Below are 15,028 nucleotides of genomic sequence, written 5' to 3' on the forward strand. Positions count from 1 at the left end.
ATCAGGTCATGGAATCGGTCGCGGCCGGGACGGCGTCGGCGTGGTGTCTGCGCTTCCGGCAGCAGGTGGCCGGTCGGGTCCGGCTGGTGTGCTTTCCGCATGCCGGGGGTGGCGGCGCCGCCTACCATCCGTTCTCCCGCCTGCTGCCCGCCGGGACGGAGGTCGTCGCCATCGTCCCGCCTGGGCGGGAGGCGCGGATGCGGGAAGCCCCGCTGACCAGCATCGTGGCGATGGCGGAAGGCGCCGCGGCGGCGATCGCGGCCCTGCCGCCGCTGCCGTCGTTCTTCTTCGGCCATTCGATGGGGGCGATGCTCGCCTTCGAGACCGCGCGCGTCCTGCGCCGCGGCGGCCATCCCTTGCCGCGCCGCCTGTTCCTGTCGGGACGCCGCGCCCCCGGGGCCCCGCCGGAGGGAGAGACGCCAATCTCGGGTCTCTCGGCCGACGCCTTCGTGGCCGAGATGGTGCGGCGGTATCAGGGCATCCCGGCCGCCGTCCTGGCCGATCGCGAATTGCTGGCTCTGCTGTTGCCGATCATGCAGGCCGACATCCGTGCCGTGGAATCGTACCGGGACACGCCTCAGGCTCCGCTCCCGGTTCCGGTCACGCTGATGGGGGGACGCGACGACCCGCAATGCACAGACGCTGCCTGGGCCGGCTGGCTCCCGCTGATCGCCGGGCCTGTCGAAGCGCTGCGGTTTCCCGGCGGGCATTTCTATCTGGCCGAGGATCGCGCCCCCGTCATGGCGGCCCTCGCCGCCCGGCTCTGACCCGCTCCGGCCCGGCGCTCGGGTCCCGCAACGCGAGAGCCTCCCGCACCAAGCCCGGCGCGACGAGAACCGGGCTGTCATAATAACGGTCGTTGGAAACGACCTTTGGCATGACCGTCGTCATCGCTCCATCGTCTCGGAGCATCCGGAACTGTCAAGGCGGTGGGCCGAGACGAGGCCCTGGGCCCGGCCCTCGCCGAGAAGCCAGCGGTGGAAGGCCCGTGCGCCGGGCTTGCGCAGGGAATCCGGGTTCCAGGCCAGATAATAGGGATCGGGCAGGGGCAGGCGCAGGTCGAAGGGGATGACCAACTGGCCGGCCTCCAGTTCCGGACCGATGAAGGCGAGCTGTCCGAGGACGAAGCCCTGGCCGGCGATGGCGGCGTCGATCGCGCTCCCGGACAGGCCGTAGGTCAGGTTGGCGGGCGGCGGCCGGGTGCCGATCAGCCGTCCCCACTCGGCCCAGCCCGGATTGGCGCCGAAGCGCGGATCCCAGGCGATGTGCAGCAGGGGAAAGCGCAGGATGTCGTCCGGGCCGGTCAGGCGATGCCCGTCGATCAACGAGGGCGCGCAGACCGGGACGATGTGGTCGACGAAGAGTTCGGTGCGATGCGGCGGATGGTGGCGGCCACCGTAATAGATGCGCAGGTCGGCCGCTCCTTGAGACAGGTCCGGCTCCGTGTCGCTGCCGACGAGGGAGATCCGGGCATCGGCGGCAAGGTCGGTCCAGTCCCGCATCCGGCGGCCGATCCACTTGCCGAGCACGGTCGTCAGGCAGGACAGGACGATGACGTCCGCATCCGCCTCCCGCAGGACGGCGGCGGCCTCGGTGAAGGCCGCGAAGCCCTGGCGAATCTGCGCATGGTACGTCGCCCCGAGGGGCGTCAGGCGCAGGCCCCGGCCGTCATGCTCGACGAGCCTCGCCTTCACCGCCTCCTCGAGCTTGCGCAATTGCTGGCTGATCGCGCCCGGCGTCACCCCGAGATCGGTCGCGGCGAGCGCGAGGCTCCCGGTCCGGCCGAGCGCATCGAACGCCTGAAGCGCCTTCAGCGGAGGGAGAGGGGACATGACGCCTCCGGCAGGACGGTCTGCGGCGGGGCGCTCGCGCCCGTTGGCACGCCGCAGATTCTCTAAACGATGAAGCAGATTCTCTGCGCTCCCCGCAAGCGCCGGCATGGGCATACTGCGTCGAGCGAGACCCGCCGCGCTGCCCAGGAGACCCGCGCATGACCCGATCCGACAGGCTCAAGCTGGGGACCTTCGTCTACACGTTCGGCTTCCACCCGGCAGCGTGGCTGCACCCGGGCAGCGACGTGCGCGGCGCGAACGACCTCGGCCATCTGACCCGCTGCGCCAAGGTCTCCGAGGCGGCGAAGCTCGATTTCCTGTTCTTCGCCGATTCTCCGGCGAGCGCCGTGGGGGAGGCGAGCGCGCTCGCCCGCACCCCCACGAAGATGAACCGCTTCGAGCCGATCACCGCCATCACGGCCCTGTCCCAGCACACCGACCGGATCGGGTTCGTGGCGACGGCCTCGACTAGCTATTACGAGCCGTACAACGTCGCCCGGCTGTTCGCCTCGGCCGATCATATCTCCCGCGGCCGGATCGCCTGGAACGTCGTCACTTCGGACCACGACGAGACCGGCTACAACTACAACCGCGAGGGGCTGCCGCCCCATGCCGAGCGCTACGAGCGCGGCGAGGAATTCCTCGACACGGTGTTCGGCCTCTGGGACAGCTTCGAGGACGATGCGCTGCTCCTCGACCGGGAGAGCGGCCTCTATTACGACAAGGACAAGCTCCACGCGCTCAACCACAAGGGCAAGCACTTCCAGGTGCGCGGCCCGCTGAACATCGCCCGCACGCCGCAGGGACGGCCGGTGATCGCACAGGCCGGCGGCTCGGAGCAGGGCATGGAACTCGCGGCCCGCACCGCCGAGATGGTCTTCTCCCTCGCCTCGAACATCGAGAAGAACCGGGCCTTCTACGCCAACGTGAAGGGGCGGATGGCGGCTTACGGCCGCGATCCGGATCACCTCAAGATCATGCCGGGTCTCGTCATCAATGTCGGCGAGACCCGCGAGGAGGCGGAGGCGAAGGCCGAGGCGCTGGTCCGGCTGATGCATCCCGATGTCGGGCTGCTGATGCTCCAGGAATTCCTCGAGACCGACCTGCACGGCGCGGATCTCGACAAGCCGTTCCCGATGGACCGGATGCCCGCGACGGCCAAGGGCTCCAAGGCGATGTTCGAGGAACTCAAGGAATTCGTCACGCAAGGGCACACGATGCGCGAGCTGATCACGCATTATGCGCGCCGGCACACCGGCAACGGGCTGACCGGCACGCCGGCGCAGGTCGCGGATTTCATGCAGGAGTGGTTCGAGACCCGCGCGGCGGACGGCTTCATCCTGATGTGCCCGACCCTGCCGTCGAGCCTGGAGGACTTCACCCGCTTGGTCGTGCCCGAGCTGCGGCGCCGCGGCCTCTTCCGCGAGGAGTACGAGGGGGCGACCCTGCGGGAGAATCTCGGCCTGCCGACCCCGCCCAACCGCTACACGCTGGCCCGCGGCAGCGACCGGGCATGACGGCGGCCCTGATGCCGCAGACGGGCCTGCCCCGCGACGATCTGGACGAGGCTGTGATGCGGGGAGACGACCTGGCCATTCCGGCGCTTCGGCCGGCCGACGCCGAGACCGTGCGGCAGGTGTGGCGCGGGTTCGGCGCGACCGTGGCCCTGATCGCGACCGAGCACGGCGCCGCGCGTCACGCCATGCTGGCGACGGCCGTCAGCTCGGTCTCGATGGACCCGCCGTCGCTTCTGGTCTGCATCAACCGCAGCGCCTCCGCGCATGCATCCCTGCGGGCGCGCGGCGCCTTCTCCCTCGGCGTCATGGCGGCGGCGCACCGGGACCTCGCGGCGGCGATCGCCGCGGCGCCCTCGGCGGCGCGCTTCGACCACGGGACCTGGCGGCGATGGCAGAGCGACGGCGACGCGATCGACGGCCTGCCCTGGCTCGAGGAGGCGCAGGCGACCCTGTTCTGCGCGATCGATGCCTGCCACCATCACGGCACCCATGCGGTCCTGATCGCCCGGATCGCCGGGGCGATCGGGTCGGGTCCCACCGACCCTCTGCTGTATTGCGACGGCGGCTACGGCCGGTTCGCCCGCGCGGAGGCGTGATCGGGATCGGTTCGGCGGGGGCTGGCTCCGATGGGGCCGGCTCTCAGCTCCGCACGGGCCCGTCGCCGGCCTCCGGGCCGAAATTCGCGACCAGCTGATGCTCGCTGCCGGGATAGAGCAGCCTGACGCCGGTCACCCACGCGCCCGCGGCCTGGGTGCGGCGGACGATCTCGAGGCAGGCTTCGCCGACCGGCAGTGCCAGCAGCCTCGCCTCGGCGGCGGTCGCGTTGACCGCCCGGACGCGATGGCTCGCCACGCTCCAGGGCACGGCTTCGAGGAGCCAGGCCCCCGGGGCGAGATCGCCGAAATCCTGGCCCGTCGCGCCCTCGGCCGCCTCCGGGTTGATCAGGCGGGTTTCGAGGCAGAACGGGTGGTCGTCCGCCAGATGCAGACCTTGCAGCCACAACACCTCTGCGCGCCCGGGCGGGCTGCCGAGGAGCAACGCATCCTCCTCCCGGGCCGCCCGCACCCGGCGCGCGAGCAGGTGGAAGCGGTAGGCGCGGCCTGAATTGCGGACCTCGTCGCGGATATCGGCGATCGCCACCACGGCGGATTCAGCGCGCGGCTGCGCGACCTGCGTCCCGCTCTTCTTGCGCCGCACGAGGAAGCCCTCGCGGGCGAGCTGGCCGAGCGCCTTGTTCATGGTCATGCGCGACACGCCGTAGCGCTCGGCCAGCTCGGTCTCGACCGGGATCTGGGATCCCGGCGGCCAGCACCCGTCGACGATGAGCGACCGGATGTCCTCAACGATGTGGTCGTGCCGCGTCGACCCCTTGGCGCGAACCGTCCGGTCCGGTGCGCTCACGCGGGCTTCAGCAGCATCGCCGCCCCGCGGTCGAGGTAGGTTTCGAGGAACTGCGTCAGGCGCGGATGGCGCGGGGCGGCGAACAGCTCCCCGGGCGTTCCGTTCAGCAGGACGCGCCCGTGATCGAGGAAGACGATGCGCCGGCCGACGGTCGCGGCGAACCCGATCTCGTGGGTGACGACCACCATCGTCATGCCGTCTGCCCCGAGATCGCGCATGACGTTGAGCACCTCCCCGGTCAGTTCGGGATCGAGCGAGGCGGTGGGTTCGTCGAACAGCAGGATCTTGGGTTCGAGCGCCAGGGCGCGGGCGATCGCGACGCGCTGCTGCTGGCCGCCGGACAGCTCGGAGGGGTAGTGCCGGGCCCGCGCTTCGAGGCCGACCCGGCGGAGCTGGGCCATGCCGCGTGCCTCGGCCTCCGCCCGGGACAAGCCGTTCACGGTGACGAGCGCCTCGGTGACGTTGCCGAGCGCCGTCATGTGCGGCCAGAGGTTGAACTGCTGGAACACCATGCCGATGCCGGAGCGCACCCTGCGGATCTGATGCGCGGGCACGCGAACCCGCTTGCCGTCCGGCTGCTCCTCGAAGCCGAGGGGCTGGCCGTTGATGAGGATCGTGCCGCGGGTCGCCTCCTCCAGGAAGGCGATGCAGCGCAGGAGGGTCGACTTGCCCGAGCCCGACGGACCGATCAGGCAGGTGGTCGCGCCGCGGGCGATCTCGAGGTCGATGTCGTGCAGGACCTCGGCCTTGCCGTAGCTCTTGCACAAACCGCGGATGGCGATGGCGGAAGAGGGGAGCGTCATGCGAACCTGAACTTCGACAACCGGCATTCGAGCGCTTGGCCGGCCCGGCCACACGCTTCGACCAGCCCCCAGTAGATGACGGCGAGCAGGAACAGCGCCTCCACGAAGGCGTATTGCTGCGAGCCAATGGCGCTGATGGTGGCGGTCGCCTCCGGCACCGCGATGATCGACAGGACCGCGGTCTCCTTGAGCAGGATCACCGCCATGTTCACGGCCTGCGGCAGGACCAGCATGGTCATCTCGGGCACGAGGATGCGCCGGACGATCTGGGCCTGGCTCAAGCCGACGCATTGCGCCGCCTCGACATGGCCCCGCGGCACGGCGGCGAAGCCTGCCCGGACGATCTCGGAAAAATAGGCCGCGGCGTAGAGGCTCAGGCCGAGGAGCCCGGCCGGGACGGGATCGAGGCTGAGCCCGATGAACGGGCCGCCGAAATAGAGCAGGAAGATCTGGACGAGGAAGGGGGTGCCCCGCAGCACCTCGACCGCGAGCCGCAGGGCGAGGGCGAGCGGCTGCGGCCCGAAATGCCGCAACGCGGCGACGACGAAGCCGAGAACGGCGCCCATCGCCGTCGAAGCCAGCCAGATCCCGAGGGTGATCTGGAGGCCGGACAGGATCGCCGGCAGCGCGCCAAGGATGACCGAGACGTCGAAGCTCATGCGAGCCGCCCGCGGCGCAACGCGCGCTCGGCCAGGCTGCCGCCCGCCGCCACCAGCCAGTTGATCGCCAGATACAGGCCGCCCGCGACCGCATAGAACAGCAGCGGCTCGTAGGTCGAGGCGGCGAGGTTCTGGGCCGTGCGCGTCAGCTCGATGACGCCGACCACCGAGATCAGCGAGGACGCCTTCAGGATCAGGATCGCCTCGTTGACGAGGGCCGGGACCGTGAGCCGCAGCGCGATCGGCGCGCGGATGCGCCGGAATTGCTGCCAGGGCGACAGGCCCACCATGTCGGCGGCCTCCAGGAGGCCCCGCGGCACGCTGGTGAAGCCGCCGCGCAGGTTCTCCGCCTGATAGGCGGCGGTGCAGAGCGACAGGCCGATCAGCGCCGCCACCACGCTCGGCACCGTGAGGCCGATCGCCGGCAGGAGATTGTAGATCAGGAGCAGCTGGACGAGGAGCGGGACGCCGCGGAAGAAGCTGACGAACAGGCCCGCCGGCCAGCGCAGCCACGGCCGCGGCGACAGCCTGGCCGCGCAGACCAGGATGCCGATCAGGAGGCCGATCCCGATCGAGGCGACGCTGATGACGACCGTGGTGCCGGCCGCCTTGAGCATCAGTTCGAACAGCCGCGGAGTCATCGGGCCCTCAGTCCGGGGAAGGGCGGTTCAGAAGCTCGGCTCCGGCGCCACGTCCGGCGTGTCGAAGGCGGTGCCGAACCACTTCTCCTGCATCTTCTTCATCCGCCCGTCGGCCTTGATCTTCACGAGCGCGGCCTGCACGGCGTCGAGCAGGGGCTGATCGTCCGGCTTCTTCGTGCCGATATAGCCGAAATAGCTCTTCTGACCGAAGGGCGGCAGCACCACCGCGAAGGTGCCGGGCTGCTTGGACGCGACGAAGGCGATGTTCGGCAGCGAATTCGCCACCGCGGCGATGCGGCCCGCCGCGAGATCGGCATAGGCTTCGTTGAAGGCCGGGTATTCCCGCGCCTCGACGGGACGGGGCAGGGTCGCCGCGAAGGTCTTCAGCTGGGCCAGCTGCGCCGTCGCCTTGCCGGCGCCGACGGTCTTGCCGGCGATGTCCTCGGGCTTCTTGATCGCGTCGTCCTTCGCACGCCGCAGGATGGCCACGGTCGCCTCGGCGACGGGCGACAGGAAGCGGTACCGCTCCAGGCGCGCCTTGGTGATGGTGGCGGGCCCCGCCACCATGTTGAACTGCCCCGCTTCGAGGGCCGGCAGGACGCCGTCCCAGGGCAGCTCGACCCATTTGATCGTGACGCCGAGTTCCTTGCCGACCTCCGCGAAGGCGTCGACGTTGAAGCCGGCATGGTCGCCCGCCGCATCGATGAAATCGAACGGGGCGAAGGCCGTCTCCGTCCCGACCTTCAGAACGCCCGCGGCCTTGACCCGCGCCAGAGCATCCTGGGCCTGTGCCATCATGGGCGTGGTCATCATCAGACCAAGCCCGAGGGTGATCTGTACGAAGAGACGCTTGTTCACGCGGGCCTCCTACAGGAGCATGTCGGCGCGCCCCGACGGGGTCGGCCTCAATTATGATTAGACATAAAGGAGGCGATTCCGCTCATGATGTCAATCGAAGGGCACGGCCCACGCTGCGAAAAAACCGGGCACGCCGTGCCGTTCTGCGCGTCTTGCGGAACCCCGCCGGCGGGCCGGCAGAGAGTCGGGCGAGGGAGTCCGGGGACGGTCCGCGTCTAAATTTTGCGCAGCGTCACGGAGCGGCCCGGGCCCGCGGCCGAGGGCGATCCGCCGCGCCGGTCCCGAGACCACCGGCCGGCCGTCCCCGGGACGGCGCTCCCGGAGCAACACCCGATCACGTTGTGACACGGAACACGACAGCACGGCTTGTCTTCGGTCCCGGCTGTTCCGCCCGGCGGCCTCCTTCCTGAGGTGTCTGGCGATCGACGATCGCCTCCGCAGGGAGCCTCGAAGGAGAGCGCCAGGAAGCGCTGTGGTTGCTAGAGAAGCTTCACGATCCCGTTGCCATCGCGACGCTTCTCTCGCTGTTTGATTTTGCCGCATTGTCTACGACGAACCGACATCCATTCTGTCGGACGATGCTCTAGGACGCATCCGACAGCGGATGCAGGTCCCTGACCATCCGTTGCGCGCGCGAGAGGTTCACTTTGGTGTAGACCTCCGTCGTTCCGAGATCGGCGTGGCCCAGGAGTTCCCCGATTACCCGCAGATCGGCGCCGTTCTGCAACAGATGGGTCGCGAAGGCATGGCGCAGCTTGTGGGGCGACCAGCGGTCGGCATTCGGGATGCCGGCGGCGGCGGCCGTCTCCTTGATCTCCTTCAGCGCCGCATCGATCGTCAGGTGCTGCTCGCCGTTCGAGACCCGGTGGAACAGCCAGACATCTGACCGCGAGCCGTACCGGCCCGCCAGCTCGCGCCACAGGCCGATGGCCTCGACGGCCCGGTCGTGGAGCGGCACCAGCCGTTCCTTGCCGCCCTTGCCGAGGACGTGGATCATCCGGGTCCCGGGCCGCACCGCACCGGCCGGCCGCGTCACCGCCTCGGACACCCGCATCCCGCTGGCATAGAGCGTTTCGAGCAGAGCCGCGCGCCGGGCATAGCCGGCCTGACGGTAGAGGCCGACCGACTCGTCCCGCGCCAGGGCGTGCGCCGTCTCGATCAGGCGGTCGACCGCCTCGATGCCCGGCGTGAATGGCAGGCGCTCGGGGCGCTTCATCGGCAGAAGCTCGGCGGCCGGGTTGCCGGTGCCGAGTCCCTCCGCCACCATGAACCGGTGGATGCCGTTGGCGACCGACCGGCGCCGGCTGATCGTGGAATGCGACAGGGCGCGCTGGTCGAGATGGGCGAGGTAGGCGACCATGTCCTGGCGCGTCACGTCGGCGAGGCGGCGCGCGCCCAGCCATCCGAGGTAGCAGTCGATGTCGCGGCGATAGGTCTTCAGCGACGAGGCGGCGGTGCCGCGCTCGGCGGCGAGGGCCTCGAGCCAGAGGCGGGTGATCTCGGCATTGGTCATCCCGGGAGCATGGCCGCGATCGGTTAACGGGGACTTCTCTGAGAAAAACAGCTTATGCGAATGGCGGCATGCAGCCAGAGACGACGACGGCTGATGTCCCTCCTGCGCGGCCCCCCGATGCGCTGTCCAGATGGTGCCGATGCGGCGTCAGGGTTGACTGAGCGCTACGCTGGCCCCGCTCGTCGCCCTTGACGGTTGCGGTCGCAACCGCCTATGAATGGTTGCAATCGCAACAAGAATGCCGGCTGCGGGTTCGCCATGGGGACTTCTCCCATCGGCCCGCGCGACCGGAATGCGGCGGAGGATCCGCTGCGGACGGCAACGCACCAGGGAGAGGAACCGCATGAGCAAGGGCTTCGCCAGCCAGGGCGACCTCGTCGAGAAGACGGAGACGTTCTCGGAGCTGGCCCCGGGCGTCTATGCCCTCACTGCCGAGGGCGATCCGAATTCCGGCATCGTCGTCGGCGACGACTCGGTGCTGGTGATCGATGCCCGCGCCACCCCGCGCATGGCCGGCGACTTGGTGCGGCGCGTCCGCGCGGTCACCGACAAGCCGATCCGCCACGTGCTGCTCACCCATTACCACGCCGTGCGGGTGCTCGGGGTCGCCGGCTATCCGGACCGGGTCAACGTCATCGCCAGCGACGTCGCCCGGGCGATGATCGTCGAGCGCGGACAAGCCGACATGGATTCGGAGATCCAGCGCTTCCCGCGGCTCTTCCGGGGACGCGAGGAGATCCCGGGCCTGACCTGGCCGACCCTGACCTTCCATGGCGAGATGACGCTCTGGCTCGGGTCGCGCGAGGTGCGGATCATCCATGCCGGACGCGGCCATACTGCCGGCGACACCATCGCGTGGCTGCCCAACGAGAAGGTGCTGTTCTCCGGCGACCTCGTCGAATATGGCGCCACCCCCTATTGCGGCGACGCGCATTTCCAGGATTGGCCCGCCACCCTCGACCGCCTGGAAGCCCTCGGACCCGTCGCCTTGGTGCCGGGCCGCGGCGAGGCGCTGACGACGCCCGAACGGATCCGCGAGGGGCTGGACGGCACCCGCGCCTTCCTGCGCGACCTCTACGCCATCGCCCGCGACGGCGTGGCGGCCGGCCATGACCTCAAGGCTGTCTACGACCGGGCGATGAGCGCGATGCGGCCGACCTACGGGCACTGGGTCATCTTCGAGCATTGCATGCCCTTCGACGTGAGCCGGGCCTACGACGAGGCGAAGGGGATCGACACGCCCCGGATCTGGACCGCCGAGCGCGACATCGAGATGTGGCGCGCGCTCGAAGGCTGACGGCCGTCGCCGGCCGGATCAAGGCAACGACGCCCGGGCCCACCGGGCGCACCGCCCTGCGCGAGGAACCGCCCATGCCCATCCACCGTCGCTTTCCCTCTCAGCCCCTGGCCGATGCGGGCGGCCGCGTTCCGGTCGTGGTGATCGGCGCCGGGCCGGTCGGCCTGACCTGTGCCATCGACCTCGCGACGCGCGGCGTTCCGGTGGTGGTGCTCGACGACGACGACACCGTCGCGACCGGCAGCAGGGCGATCTGCTGGGCCAAACGGACCCTGGAGATCTGGGACCGGCTCGGCGTCGGCCAGCGGATGGTCGACAAGGGCGTGACCTGGAACGTCGGGCGCGTCTTCCATCGCGACCAGGAACTCTACCGCTTCGACCTGCTGCCCGAGAGCGACCACCGACGGCCCGCCTTCGTCAATGTGCAGCAATACTACGTCGAGCAATATCTGATCGAGCGCGCCGCGGACTTCCCCGACCTGATCGCGCTGCACTGGCGGCATGCCGTCACCGGCCTGGCGCAGACCCCGGAGGGTGTGCGCCTCGACGTCGCGACGCCGGACGGCGCCCGGTCCCTCGACGCTGCCTGGGTGATCGCGGCGGACGGGGCGCGCTCGCCCACCCGCACCCGGATGGGCCTGCCCTTCCCCGGCCAGCATTTCGAGGAGCGTTTCCTCATCGCCGACGTGACGATGGCCGACGTGACGATGAAGGCGGAGTTCCCGAGCGAGCGCCTGTTCTGGTTCGAGCCCACCTTCCATGCCGGCCAGAGCGCCCTGCTCCACCGCCAGCCCGACGACGTTGTCCGCATCGACTTCCAGCTCGGCCCCGAGGCCGATCCCGAGCTGGAGCGCCAGCCCGACCGGGTGATGCCGCGGGTGCGGGCGGTGGTGGGCGAGGACACGCCCGTCAGCCTCGCCTGGTGCTCGGTCTATGCGTTCCGCTGCGCGAGGCTCGCGCGCTTCGTGCATGGCCGCGTGGTGTTCGCCGGCGACAGCGCCCATGTGGTGAGCCCTTTCGGCGCGCGGGGCGGCAATGGCGGGATCCAGGATGCCGACAACCTGTGCTGGAAGCTGGCGCTGGTCCTGCACGGCGAGGCACCGGAGAGCCTGATCGCCACCTACGACGAGGAGCGCGGGCACGCCGCCGACGAGAACATCCTGCATTCGCGCCGCACCACCAATTTCATGACGCCGAAAACGCGGGCCGAGCGGCAGTTGCGCGACGCGGTGCTGGACCTCGCCGCCGAGGCGCCCTTCGCCCGCGCCCTGCTCAATGCCGGGCGCCTGTCGCGGCCGTGCAGCCTCGCCGGCCTGTCCTTGCAGACCCCCGATTCGCTGCCGCACGCCGAGGGTCCGCGGCCGGGCGATGCCTGCCCCGATGCGCCGGTCGTCGATGAGAGCGGCCGTGCGGGCTGGCTGCTCGACCGGCTCGGCGGCTCGTTCGCGCTCCTGGTCCTCGCGGGCGCCGGCGCGCCCGATCGCGCCCGGCTCTCCGGTCTGGTGCCCGGGCTGCGCTGCATCGTCGTCGGCGAGGCCCCCCCGGCGCTGCCGGGCGTGGAGGTCCTGCGCGATCCGCACGGCGTCGCCGGGCGCCGCTACGCCGCCGGATCCTGCGCGGCCTACCTGATCCGGCCCGACGCGCATGTCGCCGCCCGGTTCGCGACAATCGATGCAGAGGAGGTGGCCGGAGCGCTCGCCCGTGCGAGCGGCCGATCCGGCCTGACGATCGAGGAGGCGGCGTGATGACGGCAGGCCTGAGGCAGGAGGACGGCTTCGCCGGACAGGCGGACGCGGTCTACGAGTCCCTGGTCGAGGCCCACCGGAGCCTGAGCGACGAGGAGAGCGCGGCCCTCAACGCGCGGCTGGTGCTGATCCTCGCCCACGAAGTCGGCGATCCGGCCGTGCTGGCACAGGCCATTGCCCTCGCGCGGCGCTCCCTCCGCCGCCATCATCCCCTCCCGTGATCCCGCACATCTGGGGCCGGGGCGCGTCGGCCCATCGCACGTCATGGGAGATCATCATGGGAGATCATCCGTGAACCAGCAGATCCATCCGGAATACATGTCGGGGTTCGGCAACGGCTTCGAGAGCGAGGCCCTGCCCGGTGCCCTGCCGGTCGGCCGCAACTCGCCCCAGCAATGCCCCTACGGCCTCTATGCCGAACAGATCTCCGGCTCGCCCTTCACGGCGCCGCGCACCACCAACGAGCGCTCCTGGCTCTACCGCATCCGCCCGACCGTGATGCATTGGGGGGCATTCCGGAAGGTCGATGCCGGGCTCTGGCGCACGGCGCCCGCTCCCGAGGTCGAGCTGCCGCCCGCCCCCTTGCGATGGGACCCGATCCCGATTCCGGAGGAGCCGCTGTCCTTCGTCGAGGGCATCCGCACCATGACGACGGCCGGCGATGCCGGATCGCAGGCCGGCATGGGCGCGCATCTCTACGTCGCCACCCGGTCGATGCAGAACGAGTACTTTTATAATGCGGATGGCGAGATGCTGGTCGTGCCCCAGGAGGGCGCGCTCCGCATCCGCACCGAGTTCGGGAACATCGACGTCGCGCCCGGCGAGATCGTGGTGATCCCGCGCGGCGTGAAGATCGCGGTCGAGCTGCACGGCGGCCCGGCGCGGGGCTACGTCTGCGAGAATTACGGCGGCGCCTTCACGCTGCCGGAGCGCGGCCCGATCGGCGCCAATTGCCTGGCGAACCAGCGCGACTTCCTCACCCCGGCGGCGGCCTACGAGGACCGCGACGCGCCCGGCACGATGCTGGTGAAATGGGGCGGCAGCCTCTGGGCGGCGGAGATCGCCCACTCGCCCCTCGACGTGGTCGCGTGGCACGGCAACTACGCGCCTTACAAGTACGACTTGAGGAAATTCTCGCCGGTCGGCCCGATCCTGTTCGACCACGCCGACCCGTCGATCTTCACGGTGCTGACCTCGCCCTCGGAGACGCCCGGGACCGCCAATATCGACTTCGTGATCTTCTCCGACCGCTGGCTGGTGGCGGAGAACACGTTCCGGCCGCCCTGGTACCACCTCAACGTGATGAGCGAGTTCATGGGCCTGGTCTACGGGGTCTATGACGCCAAGACCGGCGGCGGCTTCCGGCCGGGCGGCGCCTCGCTGCACAACACGCTCCTGCCGCACGGGCCCGACATCGACGCCTTCGAGAAGGCGTCGACCGTCGACCTGGCGCCGCACAAGCTCGAGGGCACCCTGGCCTTCATGTTCGAGACGCGGTTTCCCCAGAAGGTCAGCCGCTTCGCGGCCGAGACGCCGGCGCTCCAGGCGGAGTACGGGACCTATGGCCGCAAGCTCGCCAAGCATTTCGACCCGACCCGGCCGGAGGCGCGGCGATGACCGTCACCGAGCGCCCGGACCACGCGGCGCCGTCATCACCGTCTCCCGGAGCGACAACGCATGGTCGTACCCGGTGTCGAGACCGGAGGTCATCGGGGCGTGCCCTGCCCTCCCCGATCGAGGGGGCCGTGTTCGGCAGGGGTTCCCCTCAAGGGGCTCCCCCTTGTCCATCACGCTTCCGATCGGCCCCCGAGCCTCCAGCGAAGATGCGAGGCCGGCCATCGACGCCGCGCCGATGCACCGGGCGTCGCGCCATCGGATCGGAGGCATCAATCCCCGCGTCGAGCCACGCTCAGGCCGGGACGATCAGCGGCCCGTGCCCGGCCTGGATTCTGCCCGGGACTTGCCCCCGTCTATGCTGGGGGACCGTGTCGGAGACGTCGATAGGCGCTCCCGACATGACGCGACGAGTCCGCATCGCCGGCATGCATCCGGCGCGGTGCAGAGCCCGGTTTCGCAAAGTTCCAATACCAGGCGTGACGGCGATCTGTGCTGATGTAAAAAAAACGTGTGCGCCGATGAACCTTGGCCGTTCGCGCGCGTTGAGGGGATAAGGAGCCACGGGAATGCTCGCGATGAACAGCCGTTAAGGCCGCGGTGAAACTCACCAGCGTTGTCGCGAGGACACAGCTTTCACGAGGCTGCCGGGGTATGTCGGGGACACTGCTTCGGTTGACCGCCGACCCGCAAACGGGCGCGGTCGCCGCGGCATAGTAGGAAGGACCAGTACCATGAAGTCGCTTCTCAAGAGCGCTACCGCCCTCGCTGGCATCGTCGTCGCCGGCTCGGCCCTCGCCGCCGACCTGCCGCGCCGCGCGGCCCCGCCGCCGGTCTTCACGCCGGTGCCGGTGTTCACCTGGACGGGCTTCTATGCCGGTTTCAACGCCGGCTACGGCTTCAACACCGCTGACGATCGCGGCCCGACCGTTATCGCCATCAACAACGCCACCGGCCTGATCCCGGCCGGTCCGGGCGGCGTCCCGGGCACCGGCGTGCTCGCCTTCGGCAACCGCAACAGCACCGACGGCTTCGTCGGCGGCGGCCAGATCGGCTACAACTACCAGTTCACCCCGGGCTCGGGCGTGGTGGTCGGCATCGAGGCCGATGCCCAGTACGCCGATTTCGGTCGTGACCGGAACCGCTTC

14 protein-coding genes and 1 pseudogene are annotated in these 15,028 nt (G+C 70.0%); 8 read left to right on the top strand and 7 right to left on the bottom strand.

The features are described 5' to 3' along the window. Window positions 1-8: 8 nt before the first annotated feature. On the top strand, window positions 9-767 hold the full coding sequence (locus VP06_RS20435; RefSeq protein ID WP_048465622.1) for a thioesterase II family protein: 759 nt from the start codon (window positions 9-11) through the stop codon (window positions 765-767). A gap of 120 nt (window positions 768-887) precedes the next feature. Here the strand turns inward: VP06_RS20435 and VP06_RS20440 are convergent, their stop codons facing one another. Further along, complete coding sequence (locus VP06_RS20440; protein WP_048465623.1) at window positions 888-1,832, bottom strand: LysR substrate-binding domain-containing protein; 945 nt, start codon at window positions 1,830-1,832, stop codon at window positions 888-890. Between the two features lie 158 nt (window positions 1,833-1,990). Here VP06_RS20440 and VP06_RS20445 point away from each other — a divergent pair, with 158 nt between their 5' ends. Together VP06_RS20445 and VP06_RS20450 are read left to right on the top strand one after the other, a co-directional pair. Continuing rightward, window positions 1,991-3,349, top strand: a complete 1,359-nt coding sequence (locus VP06_RS20445; RefSeq protein ID WP_048465624.1) for an LLM class flavin-dependent oxidoreductase — start codon at window positions 1,991-1,993, stop codon at window positions 3,347-3,349. After that, window positions 3,346-3,945, top strand: a complete 600-nt coding sequence (locus VP06_RS20450) for a flavin reductase family protein (protein WP_053081962.1) — start codon at window positions 3,346-3,348, stop codon at window positions 3,943-3,945. The genes VP06_RS20445 and VP06_RS20450 overlap by 4 nt, the downstream gene beginning before the upstream one ends. A gap of 43 nt (window positions 3,946-3,988) precedes the next feature. On the opposite strand, the gene VP06_RS20455 is transcribed toward VP06_RS20450, so the two are convergent. The 6 genes from VP06_RS20455 to VP06_RS20480 all read right to left on the bottom strand — a co-directional run bounded on the left by VP06_RS20455 (window position 3,989) and on the right by VP06_RS20480 (window position 9,224). After that, complete coding sequence (locus VP06_RS20455; protein WP_048465625.1) at window positions 3,989-4,750, bottom strand: histidine utilization transcriptional repressor HutC; 762 nt, start codon at window positions 4,748-4,750, stop codon at window positions 3,989-3,991. Then, complete coding sequence (locus VP06_RS20460) at window positions 4,747-5,553, bottom strand: amino acid ABC transporter ATP-binding protein (protein ID WP_048465626.1); 807 nt, start codon at window positions 5,551-5,553, stop codon at window positions 4,747-4,749. The genes VP06_RS20455 and VP06_RS20460 overlap by 4 nt, the downstream gene beginning before the upstream one ends. Then, a complete protein-coding gene (locus VP06_RS20465) occupies window positions 5,550-6,212 on the bottom strand; it encodes an amino acid ABC transporter permease (RefSeq protein ID WP_048465627.1) in 663 nt (220 codons plus the stop codon). Before VP06_RS20465 ends, VP06_RS20460 begins: the two co-directional genes overlap by 4 nt. Continuing rightward, window positions 6,209-6,853, bottom strand: coding sequence for an amino acid ABC transporter permease (locus VP06_RS20470; protein ID WP_048465628.1), 645 nt, complete (start codon window positions 6,851-6,853; stop codon window positions 6,209-6,211). The genes VP06_RS20465 and VP06_RS20470 overlap by 4 nt, the downstream gene beginning before the upstream one ends. A 27-nt stretch (window positions 6,854-6,880) precedes the next feature. Further along, window positions 6,881-7,666, bottom strand: coding sequence for a transporter substrate-binding domain-containing protein (locus VP06_RS20475; RefSeq protein WP_048465638.1), 786 nt, complete (start codon window positions 7,664-7,666; stop codon window positions 6,881-6,883). A gap of 628 nt (window positions 7,667-8,294) precedes the next feature. Further along, on the bottom strand, window positions 8,295-9,224 hold the full coding sequence (locus VP06_RS20480; protein ID WP_048465629.1) for a tyrosine-type recombinase/integrase: 930 nt from the start codon (window positions 9,222-9,224) through the stop codon (window positions 8,295-8,297). 343 nt (window positions 9,225-9,567) lie between these two features. Here VP06_RS20480 and VP06_RS20485 point away from each other — a divergent pair, with 343 nt between their 5' ends. The 5 genes and pseudogenes from VP06_RS20485 to VP06_RS20505 all read left to right on the top strand — a co-directional run. Next, window positions 9,568-10,521 carry an MBL fold metallo-hydrolase gene (locus VP06_RS20485; RefSeq protein ID WP_048465630.1) on the top strand — a complete coding sequence of 318 codons (954 nt, stop codon included), beginning with the start codon at window positions 9,568-9,570 and terminating at the stop codon, window positions 10,519-10,521. A 74-nt stretch (window positions 10,522-10,595) separates the two neighbouring features. Continuing rightward, complete coding sequence (locus VP06_RS20490; RefSeq protein ID WP_048465639.1) at window positions 10,596-12,266, top strand: FAD-dependent oxidoreductase; 1,671 nt, start codon at window positions 10,596-10,598, stop codon at window positions 12,264-12,266. Beyond that, on the top strand, window positions 12,266-12,487 hold the full coding sequence (locus tag VP06_RS20495; protein ID WP_048465631.1) for a DUF2783 domain-containing protein: 222 nt from the start codon (window positions 12,266-12,268) through the stop codon (window positions 12,485-12,487). The genes VP06_RS20490 and VP06_RS20495 overlap by 1 nt, the downstream gene beginning before the upstream one ends. Window positions 12,488-12,530: 43 nt before the next feature. Further along, the gene (gene hmgA, locus VP06_RS20500; RefSeq protein WP_048465632.1) at window positions 12,531-13,883 is read left to right on the top strand and encodes a homogentisate 1,2-dioxygenase; all 1,353 of its coding nucleotides are present in this window, start codon (window positions 12,531-12,533) and stop codon (window positions 13,881-13,883) included. A gap of 731 nt (window positions 13,884-14,614) precedes the next feature. After that, a pseudogene (locus tag VP06_RS20505) lies at window positions 14,615-15,028 on the top strand (porin family protein); the annotation flags it as partial.

The organism is Methylobacterium aquaticum (genome assembly GCF_001043915.1).
GTDB classification, from domain to species: Bacteria; Pseudomonadota; Alphaproteobacteria; order Rhizobiales; family Beijerinckiaceae; genus Methylobacterium; species Methylobacterium aquaticum.

What these genes read in the sequence shown, in the direction of transcription:
- VP06_RS20435 (WP_048465622.1), top strand. Translation starts at nt 9, where the DNA reads ATGGAATCGGTCGCGGCCGGGACGGCGTCGGCGTGGTGTCTGCGCTTC.
- VP06_RS20440 (WP_048465623.1), bottom strand. Translation starts at nt 1,832, where the DNA reads ATGTCCCCTCTCCCTCCGCTGAAGGCGCTTCAGGCGTTCGATGCGCTC.
- VP06_RS20445 (WP_048465624.1), top strand. Translation starts at nt 1,991, where the DNA reads ATGACCCGATCCGACAGGCTCAAGCTGGGGACCTTCGTCTACACGTTC.
- VP06_RS20450 (WP_053081962.1), top strand. Translation starts at nt 3,346, where the DNA reads ATGACGGCGGCCCTGATGCCGCAGACGGGCCTGCCCCGCGACGATCTG.
- VP06_RS20460 (WP_048465626.1), bottom strand. Translation starts at nt 5,553, where the DNA reads ATGACGCTCCCCTCTTCCGCCATCGCCATCCGCGGTTTGTGCAAGAGC.
- VP06_RS20465 (WP_048465627.1), bottom strand. Translation starts at nt 6,212, where the DNA reads ATGAGCTTCGACGTCTCGGTCATCCTTGGCGCGCTGCCGGCGATCCTG.
- VP06_RS20470 (WP_048465628.1), bottom strand. Translation starts at nt 6,853, where the DNA reads ATGACTCCGCGGCTGTTCGAACTGATGCTCAAGGCGGCCGGCACCACG.
- VP06_RS20475 (WP_048465638.1), bottom strand. Translation starts at nt 7,666, where the DNA reads ATGATGACCACGCCCATGATGGCACAGGCCCAGGATGCTCTGGCGCGG.
- VP06_RS20480 (WP_048465629.1), bottom strand. Translation starts at nt 9,224, where the DNA reads ATGACCAATGCCGAGATCACCCGCCTCTGGCTCGAGGCCCTCGCCGCC.
- VP06_RS20485 (WP_048465630.1), top strand. Translation starts at nt 9,568, where the DNA reads ATGAGCAAGGGCTTCGCCAGCCAGGGCGACCTCGTCGAGAAGACGGAG.
- VP06_RS20490 (WP_048465639.1), top strand. Translation starts at nt 10,596, where the DNA reads ATGCCCATCCACCGTCGCTTTCCCTCTCAGCCCCTGGCCGATGCGGGC.
- VP06_RS20495 (WP_048465631.1), top strand. Translation starts at nt 12,266, where the DNA reads ATGACGGCAGGCCTGAGGCAGGAGGACGGCTTCGCCGGACAGGCGGAC.
- hmgA (WP_048465632.1), top strand. Translation starts at nt 12,531, where the DNA reads ATGGGAGATCATCATGGGAGATCATCCGTGAACCAGCAGATCCATCCG.